19 protein-coding genes and 4 pseudogenes are annotated in these 22,613 nt (G+C 72.3%); 17 read left to right on the top strand and 6 right to left on the bottom strand.

Features of this window, described 5'->3' with window-relative positions; translation table 11 throughout:
- Positions 1-47 precede the first annotated feature (47 nt).
- Positions 48-293, bottom strand: a complete 246-nt coding sequence (locus tag ACFVS8_RS11115) for a hypothetical protein (RefSeq protein ID WP_387061664.1) — start codon at positions 291-293, stop codon at positions 48-50.
- Between the two features lie 208 nt (positions 294-501).
- On the bottom strand, positions 502-1,254 hold the full coding sequence (locus tag ACFVS8_RS11110; protein ID WP_387061660.1) for an IclR family transcriptional regulator: 753 nt from the start codon (positions 1,252-1,254) through the stop codon (positions 502-504).
- A gap of 223 nt (positions 1,255-1,477) precedes the next feature.
- Between ACFVS8_RS11110 and ACFVS8_RS11105 the strand changes: the two genes are divergently transcribed.
- From ACFVS8_RS11105 to pucL, 13 genes and pseudogenes are all read left to right on the top strand, one after another.
- The gene (locus ACFVS8_RS11105) at positions 1,478-2,905 is read left to right on the top strand and encodes an NAD-dependent malic enzyme (RefSeq protein ID WP_387061657.1); all 1,428 of its coding nucleotides are present in this window, start codon (positions 1,478-1,480) and stop codon (positions 2,903-2,905) included.
- A complete protein-coding gene (aceB, locus tag ACFVS8_RS11100; protein ID WP_387061654.1) occupies positions 2,902-4,536 on the top strand; it encodes a malate synthase A in 1,635 nt (544 codons plus the stop codon). Before ACFVS8_RS11105 ends, aceB begins: the two co-directional genes overlap by 4 nt.
- A 2-nt stretch (positions 4,537-4,538) precedes the next feature.
- The gene (locus tag ACFVS8_RS11095) at positions 4,539-5,810 is read left to right on the top strand and encodes a DUF6986 family protein (protein ID WP_387061651.1); all 1,272 of its coding nucleotides are present in this window, start codon (positions 4,539-4,541) and stop codon (positions 5,808-5,810) included.
- Between the two features lie 58 nt (positions 5,811-5,868).
- Complete coding sequence (locus tag ACFVS8_RS11090; protein ID WP_387061649.1) at positions 5,869-6,681, top strand: bifunctional allantoicase/(S)-ureidoglycine aminohydrolase; 813 nt, start codon at positions 5,869-5,871, stop codon at positions 6,679-6,681.
- A 249-nt stretch (positions 6,682-6,930) separates the two neighbouring features.
- Complete coding sequence (locus ACFVS8_RS11085) at positions 6,931-7,737, top strand: TIM barrel protein (RefSeq protein WP_387061646.1); 807 nt, start codon at positions 6,931-6,933, stop codon at positions 7,735-7,737.
- A gap of 43 nt (positions 7,738-7,780) precedes the next feature.
- Positions 7,781-8,674: pseudogene (locus ACFVS8_RS11080) on the top strand (2-hydroxy-3-oxopropionate reductase); the annotation flags it as partial.
- Between the two features lie 19 nt (positions 8,675-8,693).
- Entirely contained in the window at positions 8,694-10,490 is a 1,797-nt protein-coding gene (gene gcl / locus ACFVS8_RS11075; RefSeq protein WP_387061644.1) for a glyoxylate carboligase, read from the top strand.
- Positions 10,491-10,492: 2 nt separating this feature from the next.
- Positions 10,493-11,620: pseudogene (locus tag ACFVS8_RS11070) on the top strand (glycerate kinase); the annotation flags it as partial.
- A 201-nt stretch (positions 11,621-11,821) separates the two neighbouring features.
- A pseudogene (gene allB / locus ACFVS8_RS11065) lies at positions 11,822-13,129 on the top strand (allantoinase AllB); the annotation flags it as partial.
- Between the two features lie 51 nt (positions 13,130-13,180).
- Entirely contained in the window at positions 13,181-13,678 is a 498-nt protein-coding gene (locus tag ACFVS8_RS11060) for a peroxiredoxin (protein WP_387062600.1), read from the top strand.
- Positions 13,675-14,190 (top strand): 2-oxo-4-hydroxy-4-carboxy-5-ureidoimidazoline decarboxylase, encoded by a 516-nt coding sequence (gene uraD, locus ACFVS8_RS11055; protein ID WP_387061641.1) that lies wholly within the window; start codon positions 13,675-13,677, stop codon positions 14,188-14,190. The genes ACFVS8_RS11060 and uraD overlap by 4 nt, the downstream gene beginning before the upstream one ends.
- On the top strand, positions 14,187-14,528 hold the full coding sequence (gene uraH / locus ACFVS8_RS11050) for a hydroxyisourate hydrolase (protein WP_387061638.1): 342 nt from the start codon (positions 14,187-14,189) through the stop codon (positions 14,526-14,528). The genes uraD and uraH overlap by 4 nt, the downstream gene beginning before the upstream one ends.
- A gap of 10 nt (positions 14,529-14,538) precedes the next feature.
- Positions 14,539-15,492: a factor-independent urate hydroxylase gene (gene pucL / locus ACFVS8_RS11045; RefSeq protein WP_387061635.1), complete on the top strand. Its 954-nt coding sequence runs from the start codon at positions 14,539-14,541 to the stop codon at positions 15,490-15,492.
- Between the two features lie 160 nt (positions 15,493-15,652).
- Here the strand turns inward: pucL and ACFVS8_RS11040 are convergent, their stop codons facing one another.
- The 3 genes and pseudogenes from ACFVS8_RS11040 to ACFVS8_RS11030 form a co-directional block, all read right to left on the bottom strand.
- Positions 15,653-16,909 carry a DNA polymerase domain-containing protein gene (locus ACFVS8_RS11040; protein ID WP_387061633.1) on the bottom strand — a complete coding sequence of 419 codons (1,257 nt, stop codon included), beginning with the start codon at positions 16,907-16,909 and terminating at the stop codon, positions 15,653-15,655.
- Between the two features lie 59 nt (positions 16,910-16,968).
- A complete protein-coding gene (locus tag ACFVS8_RS11035; protein WP_387062598.1) occupies positions 16,969-17,136 on the bottom strand; it encodes a helix-turn-helix domain-containing protein in 168 nt (55 codons plus the stop codon).
- Between the two features lie 365 nt (positions 17,137-17,501).
- Positions 17,502-17,723, bottom strand: a pseudogene (locus tag ACFVS8_RS11030) (DUF6597 domain-containing transcriptional factor); the annotation flags it as partial.
- A gap of 272 nt (positions 17,724-17,995) precedes the next feature.
- Here ACFVS8_RS11030 and ACFVS8_RS11025 point away from each other — a divergent pair.
- The 4 genes from ACFVS8_RS11025 to ACFVS8_RS11010 all read left to right on the top strand — a co-directional run bounded on the left by ACFVS8_RS11025 (position 17,996) and on the right by ACFVS8_RS11010 (position 21,781).
- Complete coding sequence (locus ACFVS8_RS11025) at positions 17,996-18,451, top strand: SRPBCC domain-containing protein (protein ID WP_387061630.1); 456 nt, start codon at positions 17,996-17,998, stop codon at positions 18,449-18,451.
- A 107-nt stretch (positions 18,452-18,558) separates the two neighbouring features.
- Entirely contained in the window at positions 18,559-19,050 is a 492-nt protein-coding gene (locus ACFVS8_RS11020; RefSeq protein ID WP_387061628.1) for a hypothetical protein, read from the top strand.
- An 80-nt stretch (positions 19,051-19,130) separates the two neighbouring features.
- A complete protein-coding gene (locus ACFVS8_RS11015; RefSeq protein WP_387061624.1) occupies positions 19,131-21,080 on the top strand; it encodes a helicase HerA-like domain-containing protein in 1,950 nt (649 codons plus the stop codon).
- Between the two features lie 35 nt (positions 21,081-21,115).
- Positions 21,116-21,781 (top strand): GNAT family N-acetyltransferase, encoded by a 666-nt coding sequence (locus ACFVS8_RS11010; protein WP_387061621.1) that lies wholly within the window; start codon positions 21,116-21,118, stop codon positions 21,779-21,781.
- Between the two features lie 97 nt (positions 21,782-21,878).
- Here the strand turns inward: ACFVS8_RS11010 and ACFVS8_RS11005 are convergent, their stop codons facing one another.
- Positions 21,879-22,433, bottom strand: a complete 555-nt coding sequence (locus ACFVS8_RS11005; protein WP_387061618.1) for a hypothetical protein — start codon at positions 22,431-22,433, stop codon at positions 21,879-21,881.
- Positions 22,434-22,613 lie beyond the last annotated feature (180 nt).

Raw genomic sequence — 22,613 nt, 5'->3', positions numbered from 1 at the left:
TCATCCCATGATACTGCGCCGGAGCAGGAAGTTCTTGTGCAACGGAATCAAGATTCCATCACGTGGATGTTTCGCTCCCGCGTCAGTCGTCCAGCGGGCTGCGACGTGCGGTGCAGCAGGCGCGCGAGCCACCCGGACGCGCGCTTCGTGCGCGGCGGTATGTGGATGTCGGGGTCGATCGACTGGAAGTCGGTCAGTGCCGCGGGCAACACTGCGCGCCCGGGTTCCGGCGAGTGGTGGGACATCGTGCGCTCCTCTGCATCAGCATTGATTCCGAAGTGCGAAATCTTCATTCCGAATTACGGAAAGAGTAAGCCGAGGCGTGGAGGAACGTCAAGGGTCTGTCGACGGATGCGGCGACGGCGCCACGAGGGTGCGAGCAATCGCCCGCCGGCGCGGTGCGACGGCGCGGTGCGTCGGTGCGGAGCGAAGCGTGATGATGCGGCCTGACGGCCGAGGACAGCCCGGGAGCGGCCGGGATCAGTTCGGGACCGACCGGGATCAGGCTGTGACGGCCGTCGCGATGTCGAGCACGGCCTCGCGCAGCACGGGGATCGCGCGCTCGGCGAACGCCTCGTCGACGCGGGAGACCGGGCCCGAGACCGACACGGCCGTCGGCACCGGCGTGCCGGGCACCGCCATCGCGTAGCAGCGCACGCCGATCTCCTGCTCGTTGTCGTCGATCGTGTAGCCGCGCTCGCGGCTGATGCGGAGTTCTTCGAGCAGGCGGTCGAGCGAGTCGATCGAGAACTCGGTGGACTTCGGCAGGCCGGTGCGGGCGATGATGTCGCGCACGGTCTCGTCGTCGAAGGTCGCGAGGATGGCCTTGCCGACGCTCGTCGAGTGCAGCGGCGACCTGCGGCCGACCTCGGTGAACATGCGCATGGCATGCGGAGATGGCGCCTGCGAGACGTAGATGACCTGGTCGCCGTCGATGGTCGCGAGGTTGGCCGTCTCGCCGAGGCGCTCGACGAGCGCCTTCAGCTGCGGCTTGGCGAGGTGCCCGAACTGCCGGTTGGCGACCTCTCCGAGCCGCACCAGCCGCGGGCCGAGCGCGTAGCGGCGGTTCGCGAGCTGGCGTGCGTAGCCGAGCGAGACCAGGGTGCGGAGCAGGCGGTGGATCGTCGGCAGCGGCAGGTCGGCCATGGTCGACAGTTCGCTGAGGGTGACGTCGCCGCCGGCGTCGGCGATGAGCTCGAGGAGGTCGAAGACTCGGGCGACGGACTTGACGCCATCGGTCGGGCTGTCCGCCATCCGGGCTGCTCCATTTCGATCGTGCAGTGATGGCAGGCGATATCCGCATCGCGGAAACCTGCCGGGGTTCAGCCAAGATATCGCACCGCGACGTGCCGCGCGGTGAACTTGTCGCCGAGGTCTTGCATTTCCGAATTGCAGATAATAATGTCCGTCATACGAAATTGTTTGCACGACGTGCGATCGACCGAGGGTGGTTCGGCCATCCGGAACAGGACTTTCGATGGCGAATCCGAGCCCCGGCTATTCCATCCAACTGCGGGTCGAGGCACCCGCGGGCGTGACCGCGACGAGCGAACTCGTGGTCGCGGTCGCCGACGCGGGAGCGGTCGTCACGGCCGTCGACGTGAGCGAGTCGACGGGCGACCGCGTGCTCGTCGATCTCACGTGCTACGCCGCGAGCGCCGACCACGCCACCCAGGTCGCCGACGCGCTCGCCGCCCGCGAGGGCGTCATCGTGCACGACGTCGCCGACCGCACCTTCCGGCTGCATGCCGGGGGCAAGCTCGAGATCGTGCCCAAGGCTCCGCTGCGCAACCGCGACGACCTCTCACGGGCGTACACCCCGGGCGTCGCCCGCGTGTGCCTCGCGATCGCCGACGAACCGGCCGACGCGCGGCGCCTGACGGTCAAGGGCAACACGATCGCCGTCGTGACCGACGGCTCCGCCGTGCTCGGACTCGGCAACATCGGCGCGCTCGCCTCGATCCCCGTCATGGAGGGCAAGGCCGCGCTGTTCAAGCAGTTCGCCGACGTCGACGCCTGGCCGGTCGTGCTCGACACGCAGGACACCGAGGAGATCATCTCCATCGTCAAGGCCCTCGCGCCCGTCTACGGCGGCATCAACCTCGAGGACATCGCCGCGCCGCGCTGCTTCGAGATCGAACGACGCCTTCGCGAGGAGCTCGACATCCCCGTGTTCCACGACGACCAGCACGGCACCGCGATCGTGACCCTCGCCGCGCTCGTCAACGCGCTGCGACTGGTCGGCAAGCGCCTCTCCGACGTGCGCATCGTGGTCTCCGGCGTCGGCGCGGCCGGCTCCGCCATCATCCAACTGCTCGTCGCCGAGGGCGCGCGCGACATCGTCGCGTGCAGCCGCACCGGTGCGATCCACCGGGGCGAGTCCTACGACGACCCCCACCGCACGTGGATCGCCGAGCACACCAACGCGCAGGGGGTACGGGGCACGCTCTCCGAGGTGCTCGTCGGCGCCGACGTCTTCATCGGCGTGAGCGCGCCGAACCTGCTCGTCGAGGCCGACATCGAGGCCATGGCCGACCGGGCGATCGTGTTCGCCATGGCCAACCCCGACCCCGAGGTCGACCCCGTCGTGGCCGCACGCCACGCCGCCGTCGTCGCGACCGGCCGCAGCGACTTCCCGAACCAGATCAACAACGTGCTCGCGTTCCCGGGCTTCTTCCGCGGGCTGCTCGATTCGGGCGCCGTCGACATCTCCTCCGAGATGCTCGTGGCCGCCGCGGAGGCCATCGCCTCCTGCGTGCGCGAGGATCAGCTCAACGCGAGCTACATCATCCCGAGCGTGTTCGACCCCGACGTCGCCCGCGTCGTCGCCGAATCGGTCGCCTCGGCCGCTGCGGCGGCGCAGCGCCCCGCCCTCGTCGCATCCCAGGAGGAATCCGCAGCATGACCACTCCCACCGCACCCACGGCCGCAGCGCCGGCAGCCGTCGAGATCACCCGGGCGACGGGCGTCGAGGGCGGCGACGAGATCCTCTCGCCCGAGGCGCTCGCCTTCGTCGGGGAGCTGCACCGGCGGTTCGCGGGCCGCCGCGACGAGCTCCTCGCCGCGCGTCGCACCGCACGCGATCGCATCGCGGCCGGCGGCACGCTCGACTTCCTCCCCGAGACGCGCGACGTGCGCGAGGGAGAGTGGCACGTGGCATCCGCGCCCGAGGCACTCCTCGACCGCCGCGTCGAGATCACCGGTCCGGCGGCACCGCCGAAGATGGCGATCAACGCGCTGAACTCGGGCGCACGGGTCTGGCTCGCCGACCTCGAGGACGCCACGAGCCCAACCTGGGACAACGTGGTCGGGGGCGTGAAGAACCTCCGCGACGCCGCGCTCGGCACGCTCGCCTACACCTCGCCCGCGGGCAAGCCGTACGCGCTCCGCACCGACCTGCGCCGCCCGACGGTCGTCACGCGTCCGCGCGGCTGGCACCTGCCGGAGCGCCATGTGCTCGTCGACGGCGAGCCGGCGGTCGGCGCGCTCGTCGACTTCGGCCTGCACTTCTTCCACACGGCCGAACTGCTGCTCGCGAACGGGCACGGTCCGTACTACTACCTGCCGAAGCTCGAGAGCCACCTCGAGGCGAGGCTCTGGAACGACGTGTTCGTCTTCGCGCAGGAGTACGTGGGCATCGAGCGCGGCACCATCCGGGCGACCGTGCTCATCGAGACCATCCCGGCCGCGTTCGAGATGGACGAGATCCTCTACGAACTGCGCGAGCACGCGTCGGGCCTGAACGCCGGGCGCTGGGACTACCTCTTCAGCCTCATCAAGGTGTTCCGCGACGCCGGGTCGGCGTTCGTGCTGCCCGATCGCGCCTCGGTTGCGATGACCGCGCCGTTCATGCGCGCCTACACCGAGCTGCTCGTGAAGACCTGCCACCGCCGCGGTGCGGTCGCGATGGGCGGCATGGCCGCGGTCGTGCCGAACCGCAACGACCTCGAGGTCACCGCCGCCGCGTTCGAGAAGGTGCGTGCGGACAAGACCCGCGAGGCGGGCGACGGGTTCGACGGGTCGTGGGTCGCCCACCCCGACCTCGTGCCCGTCTGCCGCGAGGTCTTCGACGCCGCGCTCGGCGACCGTCCGAACCAGCTCGAGCGCCAGCGGCCCGAGGTCGAGGTGTCGGCGGCGCAGCTGCTCGACGTCGCCTCGGCCGCCGGCGAGGTGACCGAGGGGGGCCTGCGCGACAACCTCTTCGTCGCCGTCGCGTACACGGCCGTCTGGCTGTCGGGCAACGGCGCGGTCGCGATCCGCAACCTGATGGAGGATGCCGCGACGGCCGAGATCTCCCGCTCGCAGGTGTGGCAGCAGCTCCGCAACGAGGTCGTGTTCGCCGACACGGGCCGGCAGATCACCCCCGAGCTCGTGCGCACGGTGCTGGCCGAGGAGGTCGAACACCTGCGCGGCGGGGTCGCGCCCGACGTGTTCGCCCGGTACTACGATCCGGCCGCGGCGCTCATCGCCGACATCTGCCTGTCGAGCGAGTACGTCGACTTCCTCACCCTGCCCGCCTACGGGCTCCTGGACTGACCATGGGCGCCGTACTCACCCCGGCCGATGTCGCGGCCGCCGACGCCAGGCTCGCCGAGACCGACGCGCTGCTCGAGCGCGCGTACCCCGGCGACGGCGGGTCGCGTCAGCCCGTGCACACCGTGTACGTGCCCGCCGACCGGTTCGAACCGGGGCTCGCGACGCAGTGGGGGCGTTCGGCGCTCGACGCGGTCGAGGCGGCCGGCGGACTCGACGCGCTGGCCGCGCGGGTCGGCATCGAGCGCGACGTCGCCGACGACGTCGTGCCGAAGGTCGCCGAGAAGCTCGAGCGCGAACCCATCGAGGACCTGCGCCTCGACTTCGAGGACGGCTACGGCGATCGTGGCGACGCGGCCGAGGACGCGGATGCGTCGGCCGCCGCGTCGCGGGTCGCCGAGGCCGTGCGCGACGGCGTCGCCCCGCCGTTCATCGGCATTCGCTTCAAGTGCTTCGAGGCGGCGACGCGCGCCCGCGCGATCCGCACCCTCGACCTGTTCGTCGGCGGCCTCGTCGACGCGGGCGGCCTCCCCGACGGCCTCGTGCTGACCCTGCCGAAGGTCTCGACGGCGGCGCAGGTCGAGGCGATGGCCGAGCTCGCCGAGAAGCTCGAGCGCGCGCACGGGCTCGCCGACGGTCGCCTCCGTTTCGAGGTGCAGGTCGAGACACCGCAGCTCGTGCTCGGCGCCGACGGCACCTCGCCGGTCGCGACGCTGCCGCTCGCGGCGCCGGGCCGCATCTCGGCGCTGCACTACGGCACCTACGACTACAGCGCCTCGCTCGGCATCGCCGCGGGCTACCAGTCGATGGAGCACCCGGCGGCCGACCTCGCGAAGGGCATCATGCAGCTCGCGGTCGCGGGCACCGGCATCCGCCTGTCCGACGGGTCGACGAACATCCTGCCGATCGGCGAGGGGGCGGATGCCGCGTGGGCGCTGCACGCGCGCCTCGTGCGCCGTTCGCTCGAGCGCGGGTTCTACCAAGGGTGGGACCTGCACCCGAACCAGTTGCCCACGCGGTACCTCGCGACGTTCGCGTTCTTCCGCGAGGCCTACCCGGCGGCATCCGTCAGGTTGCGCGCCTACCTCGACCGCACGCCGGGCGCCGTGCTCGACGAGCCGGCCACCGCACGCGCGCTCGCGGGCGTCGTGCTGCGGGGCGTCGAGTGCGGCGCGATCGGCCTCGACGAGGTCGCGACCGGCATCGGCATCGATCGCGGCGCGCTCGTCGGGCTGGCGCACCCCAGGACGGGCGTCGCGCACGCCCCGTCGAGCTGAACGACCCCGTCATCCGACCGGGGCGGTCCCGGCCGACCGGTCACGAACAGGAAGCACCATGAGCTATTACACCCCGAGGGGCGGACTCCCGCCCCAGACCGACCTGCTGACCGACCGCGCGGTCGTGAAGCAGGCGTACACCTTCATCCCGAAGGGCGTGCTGCGCGACATCGTCACGAGCAACCTCCCCGGGTTCGAGGGCACCCGCGCGTGGATCATCGCCCGCCCCGTCGCGGGCGGCGCCACGACCTTCTCGCAGCTCATCGTCGAGATCTCGCCGGGGGGCGGCGCCGCGAGGCCCGAGGTCGAGGCGGGCGTCGAGGGCGTCGTGTTCGTCACGACCGGGTCGCTCGTGCTGACGCTCGAGGGGGAGCGGCACGTGCTCGAGGCGGGCGGCTACGCGTTCCTCGCGCCGGGCGCCGAGTGGTCGCTCGCGAACGAGGGCGACGAGGTCACGGGCTTCCACTGGATCCGCAAGGCGTACGAGCCGGTCGACGGCATCGCGCCGCCTGCGTCGTTCGTCACGCGCGACCAGGACGTCGAGCCCGTGCCGATGCCCGACACCGACGGCGCATGGGCGACGACGCGGTTCACCGACTCGAGCGACCTCGCGCACGACATGCAGGTCAACATCGTCACGTTCCAGCCCGGCGGGTCGATCCCGTTCGCCGAGACGCACGTCATGGAGCACGGGCTGTTCGTGCTGCAGGGCAAGGCGGTCTACCGGCTGAACGACGACTGGGTCGAGTGCGAGGCGGGCGACTACATGCTGCTGCGAGCCTTCTGCCCGCAGGCCTGCTACGCGGGCGGCCCTGAGCCGTTCCGCTACCTGCTGTACAAGGACATGAACCGGCAGATCCGCCTGACGTAGGCCGAGGATGCCGCTCGCGGAGGCGCCCGGAACCCCTGTGGTTCCGGGCGCCTCCGGCGTTTCCGGATGTCGTGGGACGAATTGGCCGAGGTGGTTGACGCGTTCGGCATCATCGCCTACGCTTTCACACAGCGGTAGAGAATTTCCATATTGTGAAACTCAGGCGAATGCCTGAATCTCGCACCCACCGCATCGATCCACCAAGCACCGTCGCTCGGGCCACCGGGCGCAACCCCGAAAGGCCCCGAGATGACCTACACGGTGAACTGCTCGATCCTCCTCACCGAGCTCCCGCTGCTCGAGCGCCCCGCGGCCGCGGCCGCGGCGGGCTTCGGCGCCGTCGAGTTCTGGTGGCCCTTCGCCGAGGCCGTGCCCGCTGACCGCGACGTCGACGCGTTCATCGCCGCGATCCGCGACGCCGGCGTGCAGCTCACCGGACTCAACTTCTTCGCCGGGGACATGCCGGGCGGCGACCGCGGCCTCGTCTCCTGGCCCGCCCGCGCCGCCGAGTTCCGCGACAACATCGACGTCGTCGCCGGCATCGGCCGCGAGCTCGGCACGCGCGGCTTCAACGCCCTCTACGGCAACCGCGTCGACGACGCGACGCCCGAGGCGCAGGACGCACTGGCGATCGAGAACCTGGCTGCAGCAGCGGCGGGCGTCGCGGCCATCGGCGGCACGGTGCTCGTCGAGCCCGTGAGCGGCGCACCCCGCTACCCGCTGCTCACCGCCGCCGACGCGCTGCGCGTGATCGACGGCGTGCGCGCCGCGTCGGGCGCCGACAACGTCAAGCTCCTCGCCGACTTCTACCACCTGGCCGTGAACGGCGATGACGCCGCCGCCGTCATCGAGGCGCACGCCGCCTCGTTCGGGCACATCCAGATCGCCGACGACCCCGGCCGCGGCGCCCCGGGCACCGGCACCCTGCCCCTCACCGCCTGGATCGAGCGCAGCCGCGAACTCGGCTACGACGGGCCGATCGGCCTCGAGTACAAGGCCCCCCTCTACGACGCGTTCTCCTGGCTCGCCGACGCCGCAGCACCGGCCGCCCGCTGATCGAGCGCGACCTCCGCACGACCCACGACCCCCGCACCGCACCGCAAAGGACCTCGACATGACGAACATCGCAGTCATCGGACTCGGCATCATGGGCCTGCCCATGGCACTCAACCTCGTGAAGGCCGGGCACTCGGTCGCCGGCTACAACCGCTCGCCCGAGCGGGCCGAGCAGCTCGCCGCGGCGGGCGGGCGCGCGGCGACCAGCGTCGCCGACGCGCTGGCCGGGGCCGAGGTCGTCATCACCATGGTCCCCGACTCGCCCGACGTCGCGGCCCTCGCCGCGGGCGAGCACGGCATCATCGCGAACGCCGCCCCCGGCACGATCTGGATCGACGCGTCGTCGATCCGCCCCGACGTCGCCAAGCAGGTCGCCGACGACGCCCGCGCCGCGGGCCTGCGCCCCCTCGACGCCCCCGTCTCGGGCGGCGAGCAGGGTGCCGTCGACGGCGTGCTCTCGATCATGGTCGGCGGCGAGCAGGCCGACTTCGACGCGGCGCTGCCCGTGCTGCAGGGCGTCGGCAAGACCATCGTGCACGTCGGCCCCTCCGGCGCCGGCCAGACGGTGAAGGCCGCCAACCAGCTCATCGTGGCCGTGAACATCCAGGCCCTCGCCGAGGCCATCCTCTTCCTCGAGGCGTACGGCGTCGACACCGACGCGGCCCTGGCCGTGCTCGGCGGCGGCCTCGCCGGCTCGAAGGTGCTCGACCAGAAGGGGCGCAAGATGCTCGACCGCGACTTCGCGCCCGGATTCCGACTGGCCCTCCACAACAAGGACCTCGGCATCGTCACCGGAGCCGCCCGCGAGGCCGGCATCGTCGTCCCGCTCGGCGCGCACGTCGCCCAGCTCGTCGGCTCGACCGTCGCGAAGGGCGACGGCGGCCTCGACCACTCCGGACTCTTCAAGCTCACCCTCGCCGCCGCAGGCCGCGAGTAATCCCGTTAGGACCACTCCCATGACTCGTATGCGTACCGTCGACGCGGCCGTGCTGATCCTCGAGAAGGAGGGCGCCACCGAGGCGTTCGGCCTTCCCGGCGCCGCGATCAACCCCTTCTACTCCGCGATGCGCGCCCACGGCGGCATCCGGCACACCCTCGCCCGTCACGTCGAGGGCGCCTCGCACATGGCCGACGGCTACTCGCGGTCGGCCGACGGCAACATCGGCATCTGCATCGGCACGTCGGGCCCCGCGGGCACCGACATGATCACCGGGCTCTACGCGGCGATGGCCGACTCGATCCCGATCCTCTGCATCACCGGCCAGGCCCCCGTCGCGAAGCTCCACAAGGAGGACTTCCAGGCCGTCGACATCGAGTCGATCGCGAAGCCCCTCACGAAGATGGCGATGACCGTGCTCGAGCCCGCACAGGTTCCCGGCGCGTTCCAGCAGGCGTTCCAGCTCATGCGCTCCGGCCGCCCCGGCCCGGTGCTGCTCGACCTGCCGATCGACGTGCAGCTCGCCGAGATCGAGTTCGACATCGAGACCTACGAGCCGCTGCCCGTCGTGAAGCCCGCGGCGACCCGCGCGCAGGCCGCGAAGGCGCTCGACCTGCTCACCGCGTCGGAGCGCCCGCTCATCGTCGCGGGCGGCGGCGTCATCAACGCCGGCGCCTCCGACCTGCTGGTCGAACTCGCCGAACTGCTCGGCGTGCCCGTCGTGCCCACGCTCATGGGCTGGGGCGCGATCGCCGACGACCACCGCCTCTCGGCGGGCATGGTCGGCCTGCAGACCTCGCACCGCTACGGCAACGAGACGTTCCTGGCGTCGGACTTCGTGATCGGCATCGGCAACCGCTGGGCGAACCGCCACACCGGCGGACTCGACACCTACACGCGCGGTCGCACGTTCGTGCACATCGACATCGAGCCCACGCAGATCGGCCGCGTGTTCGCCCCCGACTACGGCATCGTCTCCGACGCCGGTTCGGCCCTGCACGCGCTCATCGCGGTCGCCCGCGAGCGCGCCACGGCCGGCCGCCTGCCCGACTACACGGCCTGGGCCGACGAGGTGCGGGAGCGCAAGGCGCGCCTGCAGCGCAAGACCCACTTCGACAACGTGCCGATCAAGCCGCAGCGCGTCTACGAGGAGATGAACCTCGCGTTCGGCGCCGACACGACGTACGTCACCACGATCGGGCTCTCGCAGATCGCGGGCGCGCAGATGCTGCACGTGTTCGGCCCCCGCAAGTGGATCAACGCGGGCCAGGCCGGCCCGCTCGGCTGGACCGGACCCGCGGCGCTCGGCGTCGTGCGCGGCAAGCCCGGCGAGAAGGTCGTCGCGCTCTCGGGAGACTACGACTTCCAGTTCATGATCGAGGAGCTCGCGGTCGGCGCGCAGTTCAACCTGCCGTACATCCACGTGGTCGTGAACAACAGCTACCTGGGCCTCATCCGCCAGTCGCAGCGCGGGTTCGAGATGGACTACCACGTGTCGCTCGCGTTCGACAACATCAATACGCCGGCCGACGAGCAGAGCGTCGCCCACGGCTACGGGGTCGACCACGTGAAGGTCGCCGAGGGGCTCGGCTGCAAGGCCGTGCGCGTCGAGCGGCCCGACGACCTCGCCGCGGCGTTCGCCGAGGCCGAGTCGCTGCTCGCCGAGCACCGCGTGCCCGTGGTGGTCGAGGTCATCCTCGAGCGCGTCACGAACATCTCGATGGGCGTCGAGATCGACGGCGTCAACGAGTTCGAGGAGCTCGCCGAGACGTCCGCCGACGCGCCGACCGCCATCCTCTCGCTGCAGCAGGCCTGACCGTGCGCATCGTCGTCTCATCCGACAAGTTCAAAGGGTCGCTGACCGCTCCCGAGGTGGCGCAGCGCGTGGCCTCGGGCCTGCGGGCGGTCGACCCCTCGGTCGAGGTGGTGTCGGTGCCCGTCGCCGACGGCGGCGAAGGCACGTTCGACGCGGCGATCGCGGCGGGCTTCGAGCCCCGCAGCGTCGTCGTGCTCGGTCCGACCGGAGCCGCCGTCGAGGCGGAGTTCGCCGTGCGCGGGCGCGTCGCGGTCATCGAGTCGGCGCGTGCGTCGGGGCTCGACCTGCTGCCGGGCGGCGTCCCCGACCCGCTCGGTGCCACGAGCCACGGCACCGGCGAGCTGGTGCGTGCGGCCCTCGACGCCGGATGCCGCGAGCTCGTGCTCGGCATCGGCGGCAGCGCCTCGACCGACGGCGGCTCGGGGCTGCTCGTCGCGCTCGGCGCGCGCCTGCTCGACGCCGCGGGTGCCCCGCTGGCGCTCGGCGGCGGAGCCCTGCGCGACCTCGCCTCGGTCGACCTGAGCGGACTCGACCCGCGCCTGGCCGAGACGCTCGTCGTGCTCGCGAGCGACGTCGACAACCCGTTGCTGGGGCCGAACGGCGCCGCCGCGGTCTTCGGCCCGCAGAAGGGCGCGACTCCGGCCGATGTCGCGACCCTCGACGCGGCGCTCGCGCACTTCGTTGAGGTGCTCCGGGCGACGGATGACGCGGCCGCACGCTCGGCCGGCGCGGTCGCCGCCCGTGAGGGCGCAGGCGCCGCGGGCGGTCTCGGCTTCGCGGCGATCGCGCTGCTCGGCGCGACCCGGCGCTCGGGCATCGACGTCGTGATCGAGCTCACCGGGCTCGTCGACGTGCTGCACGGAGCGGATGCCGTCATCACCGGCGAGGGAAGCCTCGACGAGCAGAGCCTCGGCGGCAAGACCCCGGTCGGCGTCGCGCGCGCCGCTGCGGCGGCCGGCGTGCCCGCCTACGCCGTGTGCGGGCGCACGACCCTCGACGCCGAGGCGCTGCGCGCCGCCGGCTTCGCCCGGGTGCGCGCGATCACCGAGTTCGAGCCCGACCTGGCGCGGGCGATCGAGCACGCGCCCGAACTGCTCGAACGGCTCGGCGCGGAGCTCGGCGCGCAGATCCTCGGCGACCTGGCGCCCTCCGGCCGCACCGATGCGGATGCCGGCCGCGAAGCGGACGCCGGCACCGAAGCGGACGCCGGCACCGACGCGGACGCCGGCCGCACGGACGCGGACGCCGGCCGCGACGCGGACGCCGGCACCGACACGGACGCCGGCAGCGACGCAGACGGCCGCCCCGCGGCATCCGCTCGGTTCGACCTCGTGCTGAGCGGCGAGCGCGTGCTCGTCGACGGCGCGTTCTCGGCGCTCGAGGTCGGCGTGCGCGACGGGCGCATCGCCCGCATCGCGCCGCTCGGCACGGGCCTCGACGGCGCGCGCACGGTCGAGATCGCGGCCGACGAGGTGCTCCTGCCCGGACTCGTCGACACGCACGTGCACGTCAACGAGCCCGGCCGCACCGAGTGGGAGGGGTTCGCGTCGGCGACCCGCGCCGCGGCGGCCGGCGGGGTCACGACCATCGTCGACATGCCGCTGAACAGCGTGCCGCCGACCGTCTCGCTCGAGGCGCTCGAGACGAAGCGGGCTGCGGCCGACGGCCGGGTCTTCGTCGACGTCGGCTTCTGGGGCGGCGTCGTGCCCGGCAACCTCGACGACCTCGAGCCGCTCGTCGAGGCGGGCGTCTTCGGGTTCAAGTGCTTCCTGCTGCACTCCGGCGTCGACGAGTTCCCCCCGGTGACCGCGCAGGAGATGGAGGCCGCGATGCGCGTCATCGCGCGCGGCGACTCCATGCTCATCGTGCACGCCGAGGATGCGCACGTCATCGACGAGGCGCCGCACCCGCACAGCGTCGAGTACGCGGACTTCCTCGCCTCTCGGCCCCGTGCCGCCGAGGATGCCGCGATCGCCGACGTCATCGCGTCGGCGACGGCCACCGGAGCCCGCGCCCACATCCTGCACCTCAGTTCGGCCGACTCGCTCGGCCGCATCGAGGCCGCGAAGCGGCAGGGCGTCGACCTCAGCGTCGAGACCTGCCCGCACTACCTCACCCTCTCCGCCGAGGAGATCCCCCGGGGCGCCACCGCGTTCAAGTGCTGCCCGCCGATCCGCGAGGCGGCGAACCGCGACGCGCTCTGGCAGGGGCTCGACTCCGGCGGCATCGACTTCGTCGTCACCGACCACTCGCCGGCGACACCCGAGCTGAAGTTGGCGGGCGACGGAGACTTCGTCGAAGCGTGGGGCGGCATCGCCTCCCTGCAGCTGGGGCTCCCGGTCGTGTGGACCGAGGCCCGTCGCCGCGGCATCCCGCTCGCCCGCGTGGTCGAGTGGATGTCCGCGGCGCCGGCGAAGCGCGTCGGCCTCGCGTCGAAGGGGCGCATCGCGGTGGGCGGCGACGCCGACTTCGCCGTGTTCGCCCCCGAGGCGCGGTTCACGGTCGACGCGACCGCGCTCGAGCACCGGCACCCCGTCACGCCCTACGACGGGCGGGAGCTCAGCGGCGTCGTCCGCGCCGCCTACCTCGCCGGTTCGCCGATCGACCGCGACGTCCCGCAGGGGCGCCTGCTCGCCAAGCCAGCACCCGACCCGGCTCCCGGCCGGATCCGAACCCACGAACGGAGCACCATGATCACCTCGTCCGACGAGCTCGAGGCCGGTCTTCCGGCCCCCGACTTCGCCATTCCCGATGCCACCGGCGCCGTGCGCACGCTCGCGGAGTTCCGCGGCGGCCCGGTGATCGTCTACTTCTACCCGGCGGCGTTCACCCCGGGCTGCACGACCGAGGCCTGCGACTTCCGCGACAACCTGGCCTCGCTCACCGCCGACGGCTACACGGTGATCGGCATCTCGCCGGATCCCGTCGAGCGGCTGGCCGAGTTCGCCGCGGCCGAGCAGCTCCCGTTCCCGCTGCTGTCCGACGTCGACGCCGCCGTGGCGCGGGCGTGGGGCGCCTGGGGGCAGAAGACGGTCGGCGACCGCACGTTCGACGGGCTGATCCGCTCGACGTTCGTGATCGACGCCGCCGGCGAGGTCGCCTGGCTCGAGTACGACGTGGCACCGACCGGCCACGTCGCATGGCTGCGCGAGACGCTCGCCGCGGCATCCGTCGAGGCGAGCGCGTGAGCACCGCCGTGGTCACCGGCGTCGACGCCTTCAACGCCCTCGAACGCGACGAGGCGATCGCACTGCTGCGCCCGTGCGTCGACATCGACCGGTGGTGCGAGGAGCTCGCCGACGCCCGTCCGTTCGCATCGGCCGAGCTGCTGCTGGCCGCCGCCGAGGTCGCGGCGGAGCCGTTCGGGGAGGCCGAGATCGCGCAGGCCCTCTCGCATCACCCGCGCATCGGCGACCGGGCGACCGGAGCCCACGCGGAGGCCCGCCTCTCGCGTGCCGAGCAGGCCGGCGTCGATCCGTCCGATGCGGCCGTGACCGCCGCGCTCCGGGCCGGGAACGTCGCTTACGAACAGCGGTTCGGGCGGGTCTTCCTCATCCGGGCGGCGGGGCGAAGCGCCGAGGAGATCCTCGCCGCGCTCGACGACCGCCTGGGCAACACCGACGAGCAGGAGATCGGGATCGTGGCCGACCAGCTGCGGCAGATCGCCCTGCTCCGACTGAAGGGGATCGTCGCACCATGAACGTCTCGCAGATCACCACGCACGTGCTCGACTCCACGGTCGGCAGGCCGGCCGCCGGGGTCGTCGTCGAACTCTCGGCACGAGACGGCGACGGCTGGCGGCTCGTTGGAACCGGCACCACCGACCTCGACGGCCGCGCGAAGCAGCTCGGCCCCGAGGAGGTGCCGGTGGGGGAGTACCGCCTGCGCTTCGACACCGGCTCGTGGTTCGCCGCGCGCGGCACCGAGACGTTCTACCCCGAGGTCCAGCTCGTCTTCCTCGTCGCCGAGGAGGGGCGGCACTACCACGTGCCGTTGCTGCTGAGCCCGTTCGCCTATTCAACCTACCGAGGAAGTTAGAGAGAGCCGCATGACCGACATCCTGACCAGGAGCGACGACACCGTGAACCTCGAGAATGTGACCGGCTCGGCCGGCATCGTGCTCGGCGCGAACCAGTACGGCAAGGCCGAGGTGCGCGTCGTGAAAGTGACCCGCGACACCGCGCGGCACGAGATCGAAGACCTCAACGTCACCTCGCAGCTGCGCGGCGACTTCGCCGGTGCGCACCTCGACGGCGACAACGCGCACGTCGTCGCGACCGACACGCAGAAGAACACCATCTTCGCCTTCGCCCGCGACGGGGTCGGCTCGCCCGAGCAGTTCCTGCTGCGGCTGGCCGACCACTTCACGGGCAGCTTCGAGTGGGTGACGGGCGGCCGCTGGCTCGCCGAGAGCTACGCCTGGGAGCGCATCGTCGCGCACGGCGAGGGCCACGACCACTCCTTCGTGCGCAAGGGCCAGGAGGTGCGCACGGCCGCCGTCGTCGCCGACGGCGACGAGCGTCACGTGTTCGCCGGCCTCAAGGACCTCACGGTGCTGAAGACCACGGGCTCGGGCTTCGAGGGGTACCCGCGCGACCGGTACACGACGCTTCCCGAGACGACCGATCGCATCCTCGCGACGAGCGTCTCGACGCGCTGGCGGTACGTGCCGGGCGTCGAGGTCGACTACAACGCGGTCTACGAGAGCGTGAAGGCGATCCTCCTCGAGGCGTTCACCGAGAACTACTCGGCGGCGCTGCAGACGACCCTGTTCGAGATGGGGCAGGCGGCGCTCGTCGCGCACCCCGAGCTCGCCGAGATCCGGTTCTCGATGCCGAACAAGCACCACTTCGTGGTCGACCTCGAGCCGTTCGGGCTCGACAACCCGAACGAGGTCTTCTACGCGTCCGACCGCTCGTACGGCCTCATCGAGGCCAGTGTCGAGCGCGAGGGCGTCGAGAGCCCGGCAGCAGTGTGGGCGAGCCTCGGCTCCTTCTGCTGACCCCGTAGACCGTCGTGGCGGCCGGCTCGGCTCGGGGCTGTGCGCCGGCCGCCACGACACCCCTTCGTCGAGGCATCCGTCCGGGAGTGGAAGACCGGGCGGCCTCGACGGACTCCGGATGCCGCGTGCCGGCGTCCGGGCGCGGCATCCGGCCCGCTCATCACGGTCGGCCCGACCACGTGCGCCCTTGCCACGGGTCGTAATCCGCCTCGAGCTCGCCCTGCTCGGGTCGTTCGCCCTCGGGCACGTGCTGCAGGTTCACGCGGATGCGGTACCAGAGCGAGCTCGACCCGCGCATGCCGTCGACGAGCACGTCGGCCGGGTGCAGCCGTTCGACGACCTCGGGGTGCTTCGCCTTCCATCGTTCGAGGGCGTCGAGCGCCTCGGGCTTCGTCTTCGTGCGCGCGACCTCGATGAGCGGCATCGACGAGGCGCGCCCGCCGGTGCCGCGGCTGCCGGCACCGTCGCTGCGCGGCGGCTTCTCCGCAGGCCCGAGCTCCTCGGCCAGTCGCAGCAGGCCGTCGAGGCTGCCGACGGCGCCCGGCTCGTCGATCCCGGATGCCGCGTCGCCGCGTTCCGCGTAGCGTTCGAGCACGGTCGGCACCGTGAACCGCTCGGGGTGCGAGCCGCGCACCTCCGCCCAGTCGAGCGGGGTCGACACTCGCGCGTCGGGCAGCGGACGCACCGAGTACGCTGACGCGACCGTGCGGTCCTTCGCGTTCTGGTTGAAGTCGACGAACACGCTCTCGCCGCGCTCCTCCTTCCACCAGCGCGCCGACGCCATGCCGGGCGCCCGGTTCTCGACCTCGCGCGCGAGCGTCTCGGCCGCGAGGCGCACCTCGCGGAAGTCCCAGCGCGGCTCGATGCGCACGTTGATGTGCAGTCCGCGCGATCCGGAGGTCTTGGGCCAGCCGACGAGCCCGTGGTCCTCGAGCACCTCGCGCGCGACGAACGCGACGTCGACGATCTGCGACCACTCGACGCCGGGCATCGGGTCGAGGTCGACGCGCAGCTCGTCGGGGTGGTCGAGGTCCTCGGCCCGCACGGGGTGCGGGTTGAGGTCGAGGCATCCGAGGTTCACGACCCAGGCGAGCGCGGCCGGATTGCGGATCACGGCCTGTTCGGCCGAGGTGCCGCGCGCGTAGTGCAGCGTCGCCGTGTCGACGAAGTCCGGGTGGTTCTCGGGCACGCGCTTCTGGAAGAACGCCTCCGCGCCGATGCCCTTCACGAACCGCTTCAGCACCATCGGGCGCCCGCCCGCGCCGCGGAGCGCGCCGTCGGAGACCGCGAGGTAGTAGCGCACGAGGTCGAGCTTGGTGATGCCCGGTTCGGGGAACACGACCTTGTCGGGGCTCGAGATGCGCACCTCGTGCCCGTCGACCTCGATGGTGGCGGCCTCGCCCTTCGAAGGACTCACGCCCTCAACACTATGGCGGCGCCCCCACGTGCGGAAGGGCACGCGCGAGGCCCTGGCGGTCAGCGGAGGGCGGATGCCGCGGCGCGGGCGTAGCGGCGAGGGGTCTCGCCGATGACCGCGCGGAACTCCCGCGAGAAGTGCGCCTGGTCGGCGAAGCCGAGTTCGGCCGCGAGCGCGGCGAGCGGGGGAGCGTCGGATGCGGCGAGCCGGTGCGCGGCCTCCTGCATGCGGTAGCGGCCGATGAGCCACTTGGGGGTGAGGCCGAGCGCTCGTGCACGAGGCGCTCGAGCGTGCGCAGGCCGAGCCCCGCGCTCGCCGCGAGCGCGTCGGCGCGCACGATCGAGCGGTCGTGCTCGGCGAGGTCGACGATGCGCTGCAGCAGCACGGCGTCGCCGTCGAGCTCGAGGCGCTGCGCCCGCAGCCAGCGCTCGAAGGCGGCGACGGCGCCGGCGTCGTCGCCGGCCGCCGCCGCAGCGCGCACCGGGCCGGCCAGTAGTGCGGCGTCGCGCACGCGCAGGTGCTCGACCGCGACCGACGCCCCGACCAGCGTGTGCATCGGCCGCGGCATGAGCAGGTGCGCGACCCCGGGTTGCAGGAGCGCCCCGACCGCCCAGCCGGTGCCGGTGAGCCGCTGCACGCCGCGCCCGCGCTCGGGGCCGAAGAGCGCGACGTCGTGCGGCTCGACCACCAGGTTCGCCGACGGGTACTCCAGCACGCCCTGCTCCACCACGGCGCCGGCGGGCAGGTGCCATCGAGGGATCCAGAAGTGGCGCACGATGCCGGCGAGGTCGGCCGATGCGGGCAGGCGGGCCATGCGGACCGGGGCCTCGGCCGCCTCGGCCTGCGCCGATGCGACGTCGGCCAGCGGCGCGATGCCCGGCTCGCCCTCGGCCACGGCGAGCACGCCCTTGACCGCGCCGCCCGCGCGCGTGCGCCAGTACTCGTCGCCGTTCGGCCGGCCTCGCTGCATGGCCCCAGTATGGCGACCACGACCGACGTCGCGTTTGTGCAAGACGCCCGCCCGCGGCATCCGTAGCTTGGCGGATGTCGCGACAGCCGTCGCGACGCGCCCAGAGGAGGAGCACCATGGCCGACTTCGACATGACCCTGTACATCGCGGCGGAGCCGCAGCGCGTGTGGGACGCGATCACCGGAGAGGAGGGGAGCCGCGCCGTCATGTGGGGTTCGGCGCTGCGCGGCGAGCTCGCGCCGGGCAGCCGGTACGAGTACGTCGGCCCCGGGCAGGACGGCGACGAGACCGTGCACGTCTACGGCGACGTGCTCGCGGCCGAACCCGGCGCGCTGCTGCAGCTCACCGAGCACCCCGGCCCGACGTACCGCGAGAACCACGCCGAGCTCACGAGCCGCATGACCTGGCGCCTCGAGTCCGCGGGTGACGACCTCACGAAGCTCACGTTCACCAACGACCAGTGGAGCGACGCGCACCCCGCCGAGGCCGAGACCGCTGAGACGTGGCCGCTCGTGCTCTCGAGCTTCAAGTCGTGGATCGAGACGGGGCGGGCCCTGCCGTTCCCGTCCTGACCGGTCGGCCCGGCGGCGCGGGTGGCTCCGCGGCGGGCGGCTCCCGGTGCAGTATGTTTTGGCCGACCGTCCGATCCAGCGACGGCCGAGCGAACACGGGGGCCACCATGCGGAGAATCCTCGACTTCCGGATCGTGCGTTGGGAGTTCAAGGTGCTCTACGTCGCGGTGGCGTGGATCGTCGGCTTCGTGATCGTCAGCGCGCTCGCCTCGATCGGAGTACCGATACCGGTCGTGACCCTCGTCAACGTGCTCACCTTCGCCCTGCCGTTCGCCCTCGCGGTGCGGATCTTCCGAGGGCAGGGCGAACCGGTCGAGCCGGCTCGAGCCTGGTGGCGCATAACGGCGTGGCCGACGCTGAGCCGGAGGCTCGGGGTGCTGTTCGTCGTCGTGGCCGCGTTCGGGGGGTTCAGCGTCGCCGTCGCGCTGTCGGGTACCGCGTTGCCGGGCCTCGGCCGTACGCCGGGAGTCGGACCGACGGTCGGCGGCACCGTCGAGTCCGCGCTGCTCGCATTGCTGTACCTGAACTCGGCCGTGCGCCTGAAGCGCGCCGGCATCACGAAGCCCGATCAGCTGCCGAAGTCCGTCCGGCTGAAGTAGCGCGGCGCGCGATCCTCGGCCTCCTGCGCGTCGCAGTCGCGGCCTGTCGCCCCGGCGAGGTGCGTGACTAGCATGGCCGCATGGGGGACGACGCGGTCGAGCAGGCACGACGGGCGGCAACCGAGGCTGCCGAGGCGGCGGCGGCGCTGCAGGCGCAGGCGCAGGCTGCGATCGCGAAGGCCGAGGAGGCCGCGGCGCTCGCGAAGGCGGCGGCCGAGGCGCAGCAGCAGGCGACGGATGCCGCGGCGAACGCCGAGGCCGACGCCGCGGCGCCGGCGCCGGTCGACGAGAACGGCGGGGCCGAGGCCCCCGCGCAGGACGCGCCCGCGGCCGATTCGCCCCCCGCGGCGGCGCCGACTGCATCCGCCGACGCGCCGCCCCCAGGCCCGCTCGACGCCGCCCAGGTCGACGCGATCCGCTCGGGCTACGAGTTCGAGGGCGCCGCACTCGAGATGGGCGCGCTCGTGAACGGCGAGCCCATGCCCGACGTGCAGGTGCGCATCCCGCTCGCGATGACGAACCGGCACGGGCTGGTCGCGGGCGCCACGGGCACGGGCAAGACGCGCACGCTCCAGGGCCTCGCCGAGCAGCTCGCCGCCAACGGCGTCGCGGTGTTCGCCGCCGACATCAAGGGCGACCTCTCGGGCATCGCCACGCCGGGCGAGGGCAACGAGAAGCTCCTGAAGCGCACGGCCGGCATCGGGCAGGCGTGGGAGGCGGCATCCTTCCCGGTGGAGTTCTTCTCGCTCGGCGGCATCGGCAAGGGCGTGCCGATCCGCGCGACCGTCGCGGGCTTCGGGCCGCTGCTGCTGAGCAAGGTGCTCGGACTCAACGACACGCAGGAGTCGAGCCTCGGCCTCGTGTTCCACTACGCCGAGAACCAGGGACTCGCCCTGCTCGACCTCGAGGACCTGCGCGCGGTGCTGCAGTACCTCACCAGCGACGAGGGCAAGGGCGAGCTCGACGGTCTCGGCGGGCTCTCGAAGGCGACCGTCGGCGTGATCCTGCGCGAGCTCGTCGCGTTCGCCGAGTCGGGCGCCGACGTGTTCTTCGGCGAGCCCGAGATCGACACCGCGGAGTTCCTGCGCGTGGCATCCGACGGGCGCGGCATCGTGAGCCTGCTCGAGGTGCCGGGCGTCGCCGACAAGCCGGCGCTCTACTCGACGTTCCTCATGTGGCTGCTCGCCGACCTCTTCAACGACCTGCCCGAGGTGGGCGACCTCGACAAGCCCAAGCTCGTGTTCTTCTTCGACGAGGCGCACCTGCTCTTCGCCGACGCCTCGAAGGACTTCCTGGCCCAGGTCGTGCAGACGGTGCGGCTCATCCGCTCGAAGGGCGTCGGCATCTTCTTCGTGACGCAGACCCCGAAGGACGTGCCCGCCGACGTGCTCGCCCAGCTCGGTTCGCGCGTGCAGCACCAGCTGCGGGCATTCACCCCCGACGACGCCAAGGCGCTGCGGGCGACCGTGTCCACGTACCCGAAGTCGGGCTACGCGCTCGAGGAGGTGCTCACGACACTCGGCACCGGCGAGGCGATCGTGACCGTCATGAACGAGAAGGGCGCACCGTCGCCCGTCGCGTGGACCCGCCTGCGCGCACCGCAGGCGCTCATGTCGCCGACGCCGGATGCCGCGATCGACACCGCCGTCGCGGCCTCGCCGCTGCAGGCGAAGTACGGCACGGCGGTCGACCGGGAGTCGGCGCACGAGATCCTCACCGCCAAGATGAACGCGGCGGCGGCCGCGGCGCAGGCTGCGGAGGACGCGGCGGCAAAGGCGAAGGCCGATGCCGAGCTGGCGAAGCAGCAGGCCGCCGTCGAGAAGCAGCGGGCGAAGGAGGAGAAGGCCGCGCAGGCCGAGTACGACCGCATGATGAAGCGAACGTCGGGTACCTCGCGCTCCACGTCGTCGCGCAGCACGAGCACGCGCAAGGACGCCTCGGTGCTCGAGCAGGTGCTCGGCTCCAAGGCCACGCGCGACGTGCTCACGAGCGTCGTGCAGGGCATCTTCGGCACGCGGCGCCGCCGATGAGTCCACGTCGGTCGGATGCCGTAGGCTCGCCGTTCGTGCACGAAGAAACACCAGCCGCATCCGGGGCCGCCGTGCCGCGGCATCCGTTCATCCGCTCCTACCGGCCGTCGGATCGCGACGACGTCGCACGCATCTGCACGCTCACGGCCGCGGGCGGCGGCGACGCGACCGGCGTCTACTCCGACGACATCCTCATGCCCGAGGTCTTCGCGCTTCCCTACGTGACGTACGAGCCCGACCTCGCGTTCGTCGTCGACGACGGCGAAGGGCGGGCCGTCGGGTACATCATCGGCGTCGCCGACACCGCGGCGTTCGTCGACTGGTGGAACCGCGAGTGGACGCCCGGCTTCGTCGAGCGCCACCCCGAGCCCGGTCCGCCCACCGGCCGCGACCCGAAGTTCACCGAGCAGCAACTGCTCGACGCCGGCCGCAAGCCCGAGCGCATGCTCATCGCCGGGCTCGACGCCTACCCCGCGCACCTGCACATCGACCTGCTGCCCGAGCTGCAGGGCCAGGGGTTCGGACGCCGGCTCATCGACACGCTGCGCGACGCGCTCGCCGAGCGGGGGGTCGCGGGCCTGCACCTCAGCATGGACCCCGGCAACGTCTCGGCTCGGGCGTTCTACGACCGGCTCGGCTTCGTCGAGCTGCCCGCGAGCACGCCGAACTCGCCGCTGCTCGGCATTTCGACCTCGCGCTGAACGCCGAGTCCGGGCGCAGGGCGGCTTCGGCGCGATCGAGGCCGAGCAACCGCGTCCGAGCGACTGAGGCCGAGCGTCCGCGATCGAGCGACCGCGATCAGCGGGTGAGCGAGCGCCGCTCGAACCAGTAGAGCAGGTTCGGGTCGGTCTCGCGCAGCTCGGCGAGCGTCACCGGCTCGCTCCGCACGACCTCGTCGACGTCGAGGATCTCGGCGACCCGGTCCATGGTCGAGGTGTTCCAGAAGCGCCCGCGCATGCGGAACACGCCGCGCCCGGCGCGGTTGACGACGAACAGTTCCTGCGTGGTGTCGAGGCTGCTGCCGCGGTAGAGCTGCACGCGCAGCACCGTCGCGATGTCGCTCGCCGGCACCGTGTAGGTGCCTCCGAAGAAGCCGCGTTCGACGATGCCGTAGCGGCTGACCGAGGCCTGCGTGCGCTGGTACGAGATCCAGCCGAGCACGAGCAGCGCCGCGAGCACGGCGCCGGCCCAGGCGACCACCGACCAGGCGCCGGTCGGATCGAGCACCCAGAGCTGCACCGCCAGGATGGGCAGCACGAGCGCCGCGATCGAGAAGCCGATGTTGCGGCCGAGGGTGCGACGCGGCCTCAGGGTGTGCACCCTGAGGCCGTCGCCCCTTACTGCCCCGGCCACGATGGAGGAGCCCCCTGCGTCCCCACTCCGTGTGTCCATCTTCGCCGCTGACATCTCTGAAATCATGCGGGAGCGCCCCCGCCCCGCGCTATTCCGCATTAATGAGGACACGGATGCCGCAGGCGACCGCCGTCGGCACCGGATCCGCGGAATTCCGGGCCTCACGGGCCGGAACACCCG

Origin of the sequence: Agromyces sp. NPDC058110, assembly GCF_042884735.1 — a bacterium.
Lineage (GTDB): Bacteria > Actinomycetota > Actinomycetes > Actinomycetales > Microbacteriaceae > Agromyces.
Note: the sequence above shows the minus strand (reverse complement) of the source record. Positions and strands in the feature narration are given on the sequence as shown.

What these genes read in the sequence shown, in the direction of transcription:
- ACFVS8_RS11115 (WP_387061664.1), bottom strand. Translation starts at nt 293, where the DNA reads ATGAAGATTTCGCACTTCGGAATCAATGCTGATGCAGAGGAGCGCACG.
- ACFVS8_RS11110 (WP_387061660.1), bottom strand. Translation starts at nt 1,254, where the DNA reads ATGGCGGACAGCCCGACCGATGGCGTCAAGTCCGTCGCCCGAGTCTTC.
- ACFVS8_RS11105 (WP_387061657.1), top strand. Translation starts at nt 1,478, where the DNA reads ATGGCGAATCCGAGCCCCGGCTATTCCATCCAACTGCGGGTCGAGGCA.
- aceB (WP_387061654.1), top strand. Translation starts at nt 2,902, where the DNA reads ATGACCACTCCCACCGCACCCACGGCCGCAGCGCCGGCAGCCGTCGAG.
- ACFVS8_RS11095 (WP_387061651.1), top strand. Translation starts at nt 4,539, where the DNA reads ATGGGCGCCGTACTCACCCCGGCCGATGTCGCGGCCGCCGACGCCAGG.
- ACFVS8_RS11090 (WP_387061649.1), top strand. Translation starts at nt 5,869, where the DNA reads ATGAGCTATTACACCCCGAGGGGCGGACTCCCGCCCCAGACCGACCTG.
- ACFVS8_RS11085 (WP_387061646.1), top strand. Translation starts at nt 6,931, where the DNA reads ATGACCTACACGGTGAACTGCTCGATCCTCCTCACCGAGCTCCCGCTG.
- gcl (WP_387061644.1), top strand. Translation starts at nt 8,694, where the DNA reads ATGACTCGTATGCGTACCGTCGACGCGGCCGTGCTGATCCTCGAGAAG.
- ACFVS8_RS11060 (WP_387062600.1), top strand. Translation starts at nt 13,181, where the DNA reads ATGATCACCTCGTCCGACGAGCTCGAGGCCGGTCTTCCGGCCCCCGAC.
- uraH (WP_387061638.1), top strand. Translation starts at nt 14,187, where the DNA reads ATGAACGTCTCGCAGATCACCACGCACGTGCTCGACTCCACGGTCGGC.
- pucL (WP_387061635.1), top strand. Translation starts at nt 14,539, where the DNA reads ATGACCGACATCCTGACCAGGAGCGACGACACCGTGAACCTCGAGAAT.
- ACFVS8_RS11035 (WP_387062598.1), bottom strand. Translation starts at nt 17,136, where the DNA reads ATGCAGGAGGCCGCGCACCGGCTCGCCGCATCCGACGCTCCCCCGCTC.
- ACFVS8_RS11025 (WP_387061630.1), top strand. Translation starts at nt 17,996, where the DNA reads ATGGCCGACTTCGACATGACCCTGTACATCGCGGCGGAGCCGCAGCGC.
- ACFVS8_RS11020 (WP_387061628.1), top strand. Translation starts at nt 18,559, where the DNA reads ATGCGGAGAATCCTCGACTTCCGGATCGTGCGTTGGGAGTTCAAGGTG.
- ACFVS8_RS11015 (WP_387061624.1), top strand. Translation starts at nt 19,131, where the DNA reads ATGGGGGACGACGCGGTCGAGCAGGCACGACGGGCGGCAACCGAGGCT.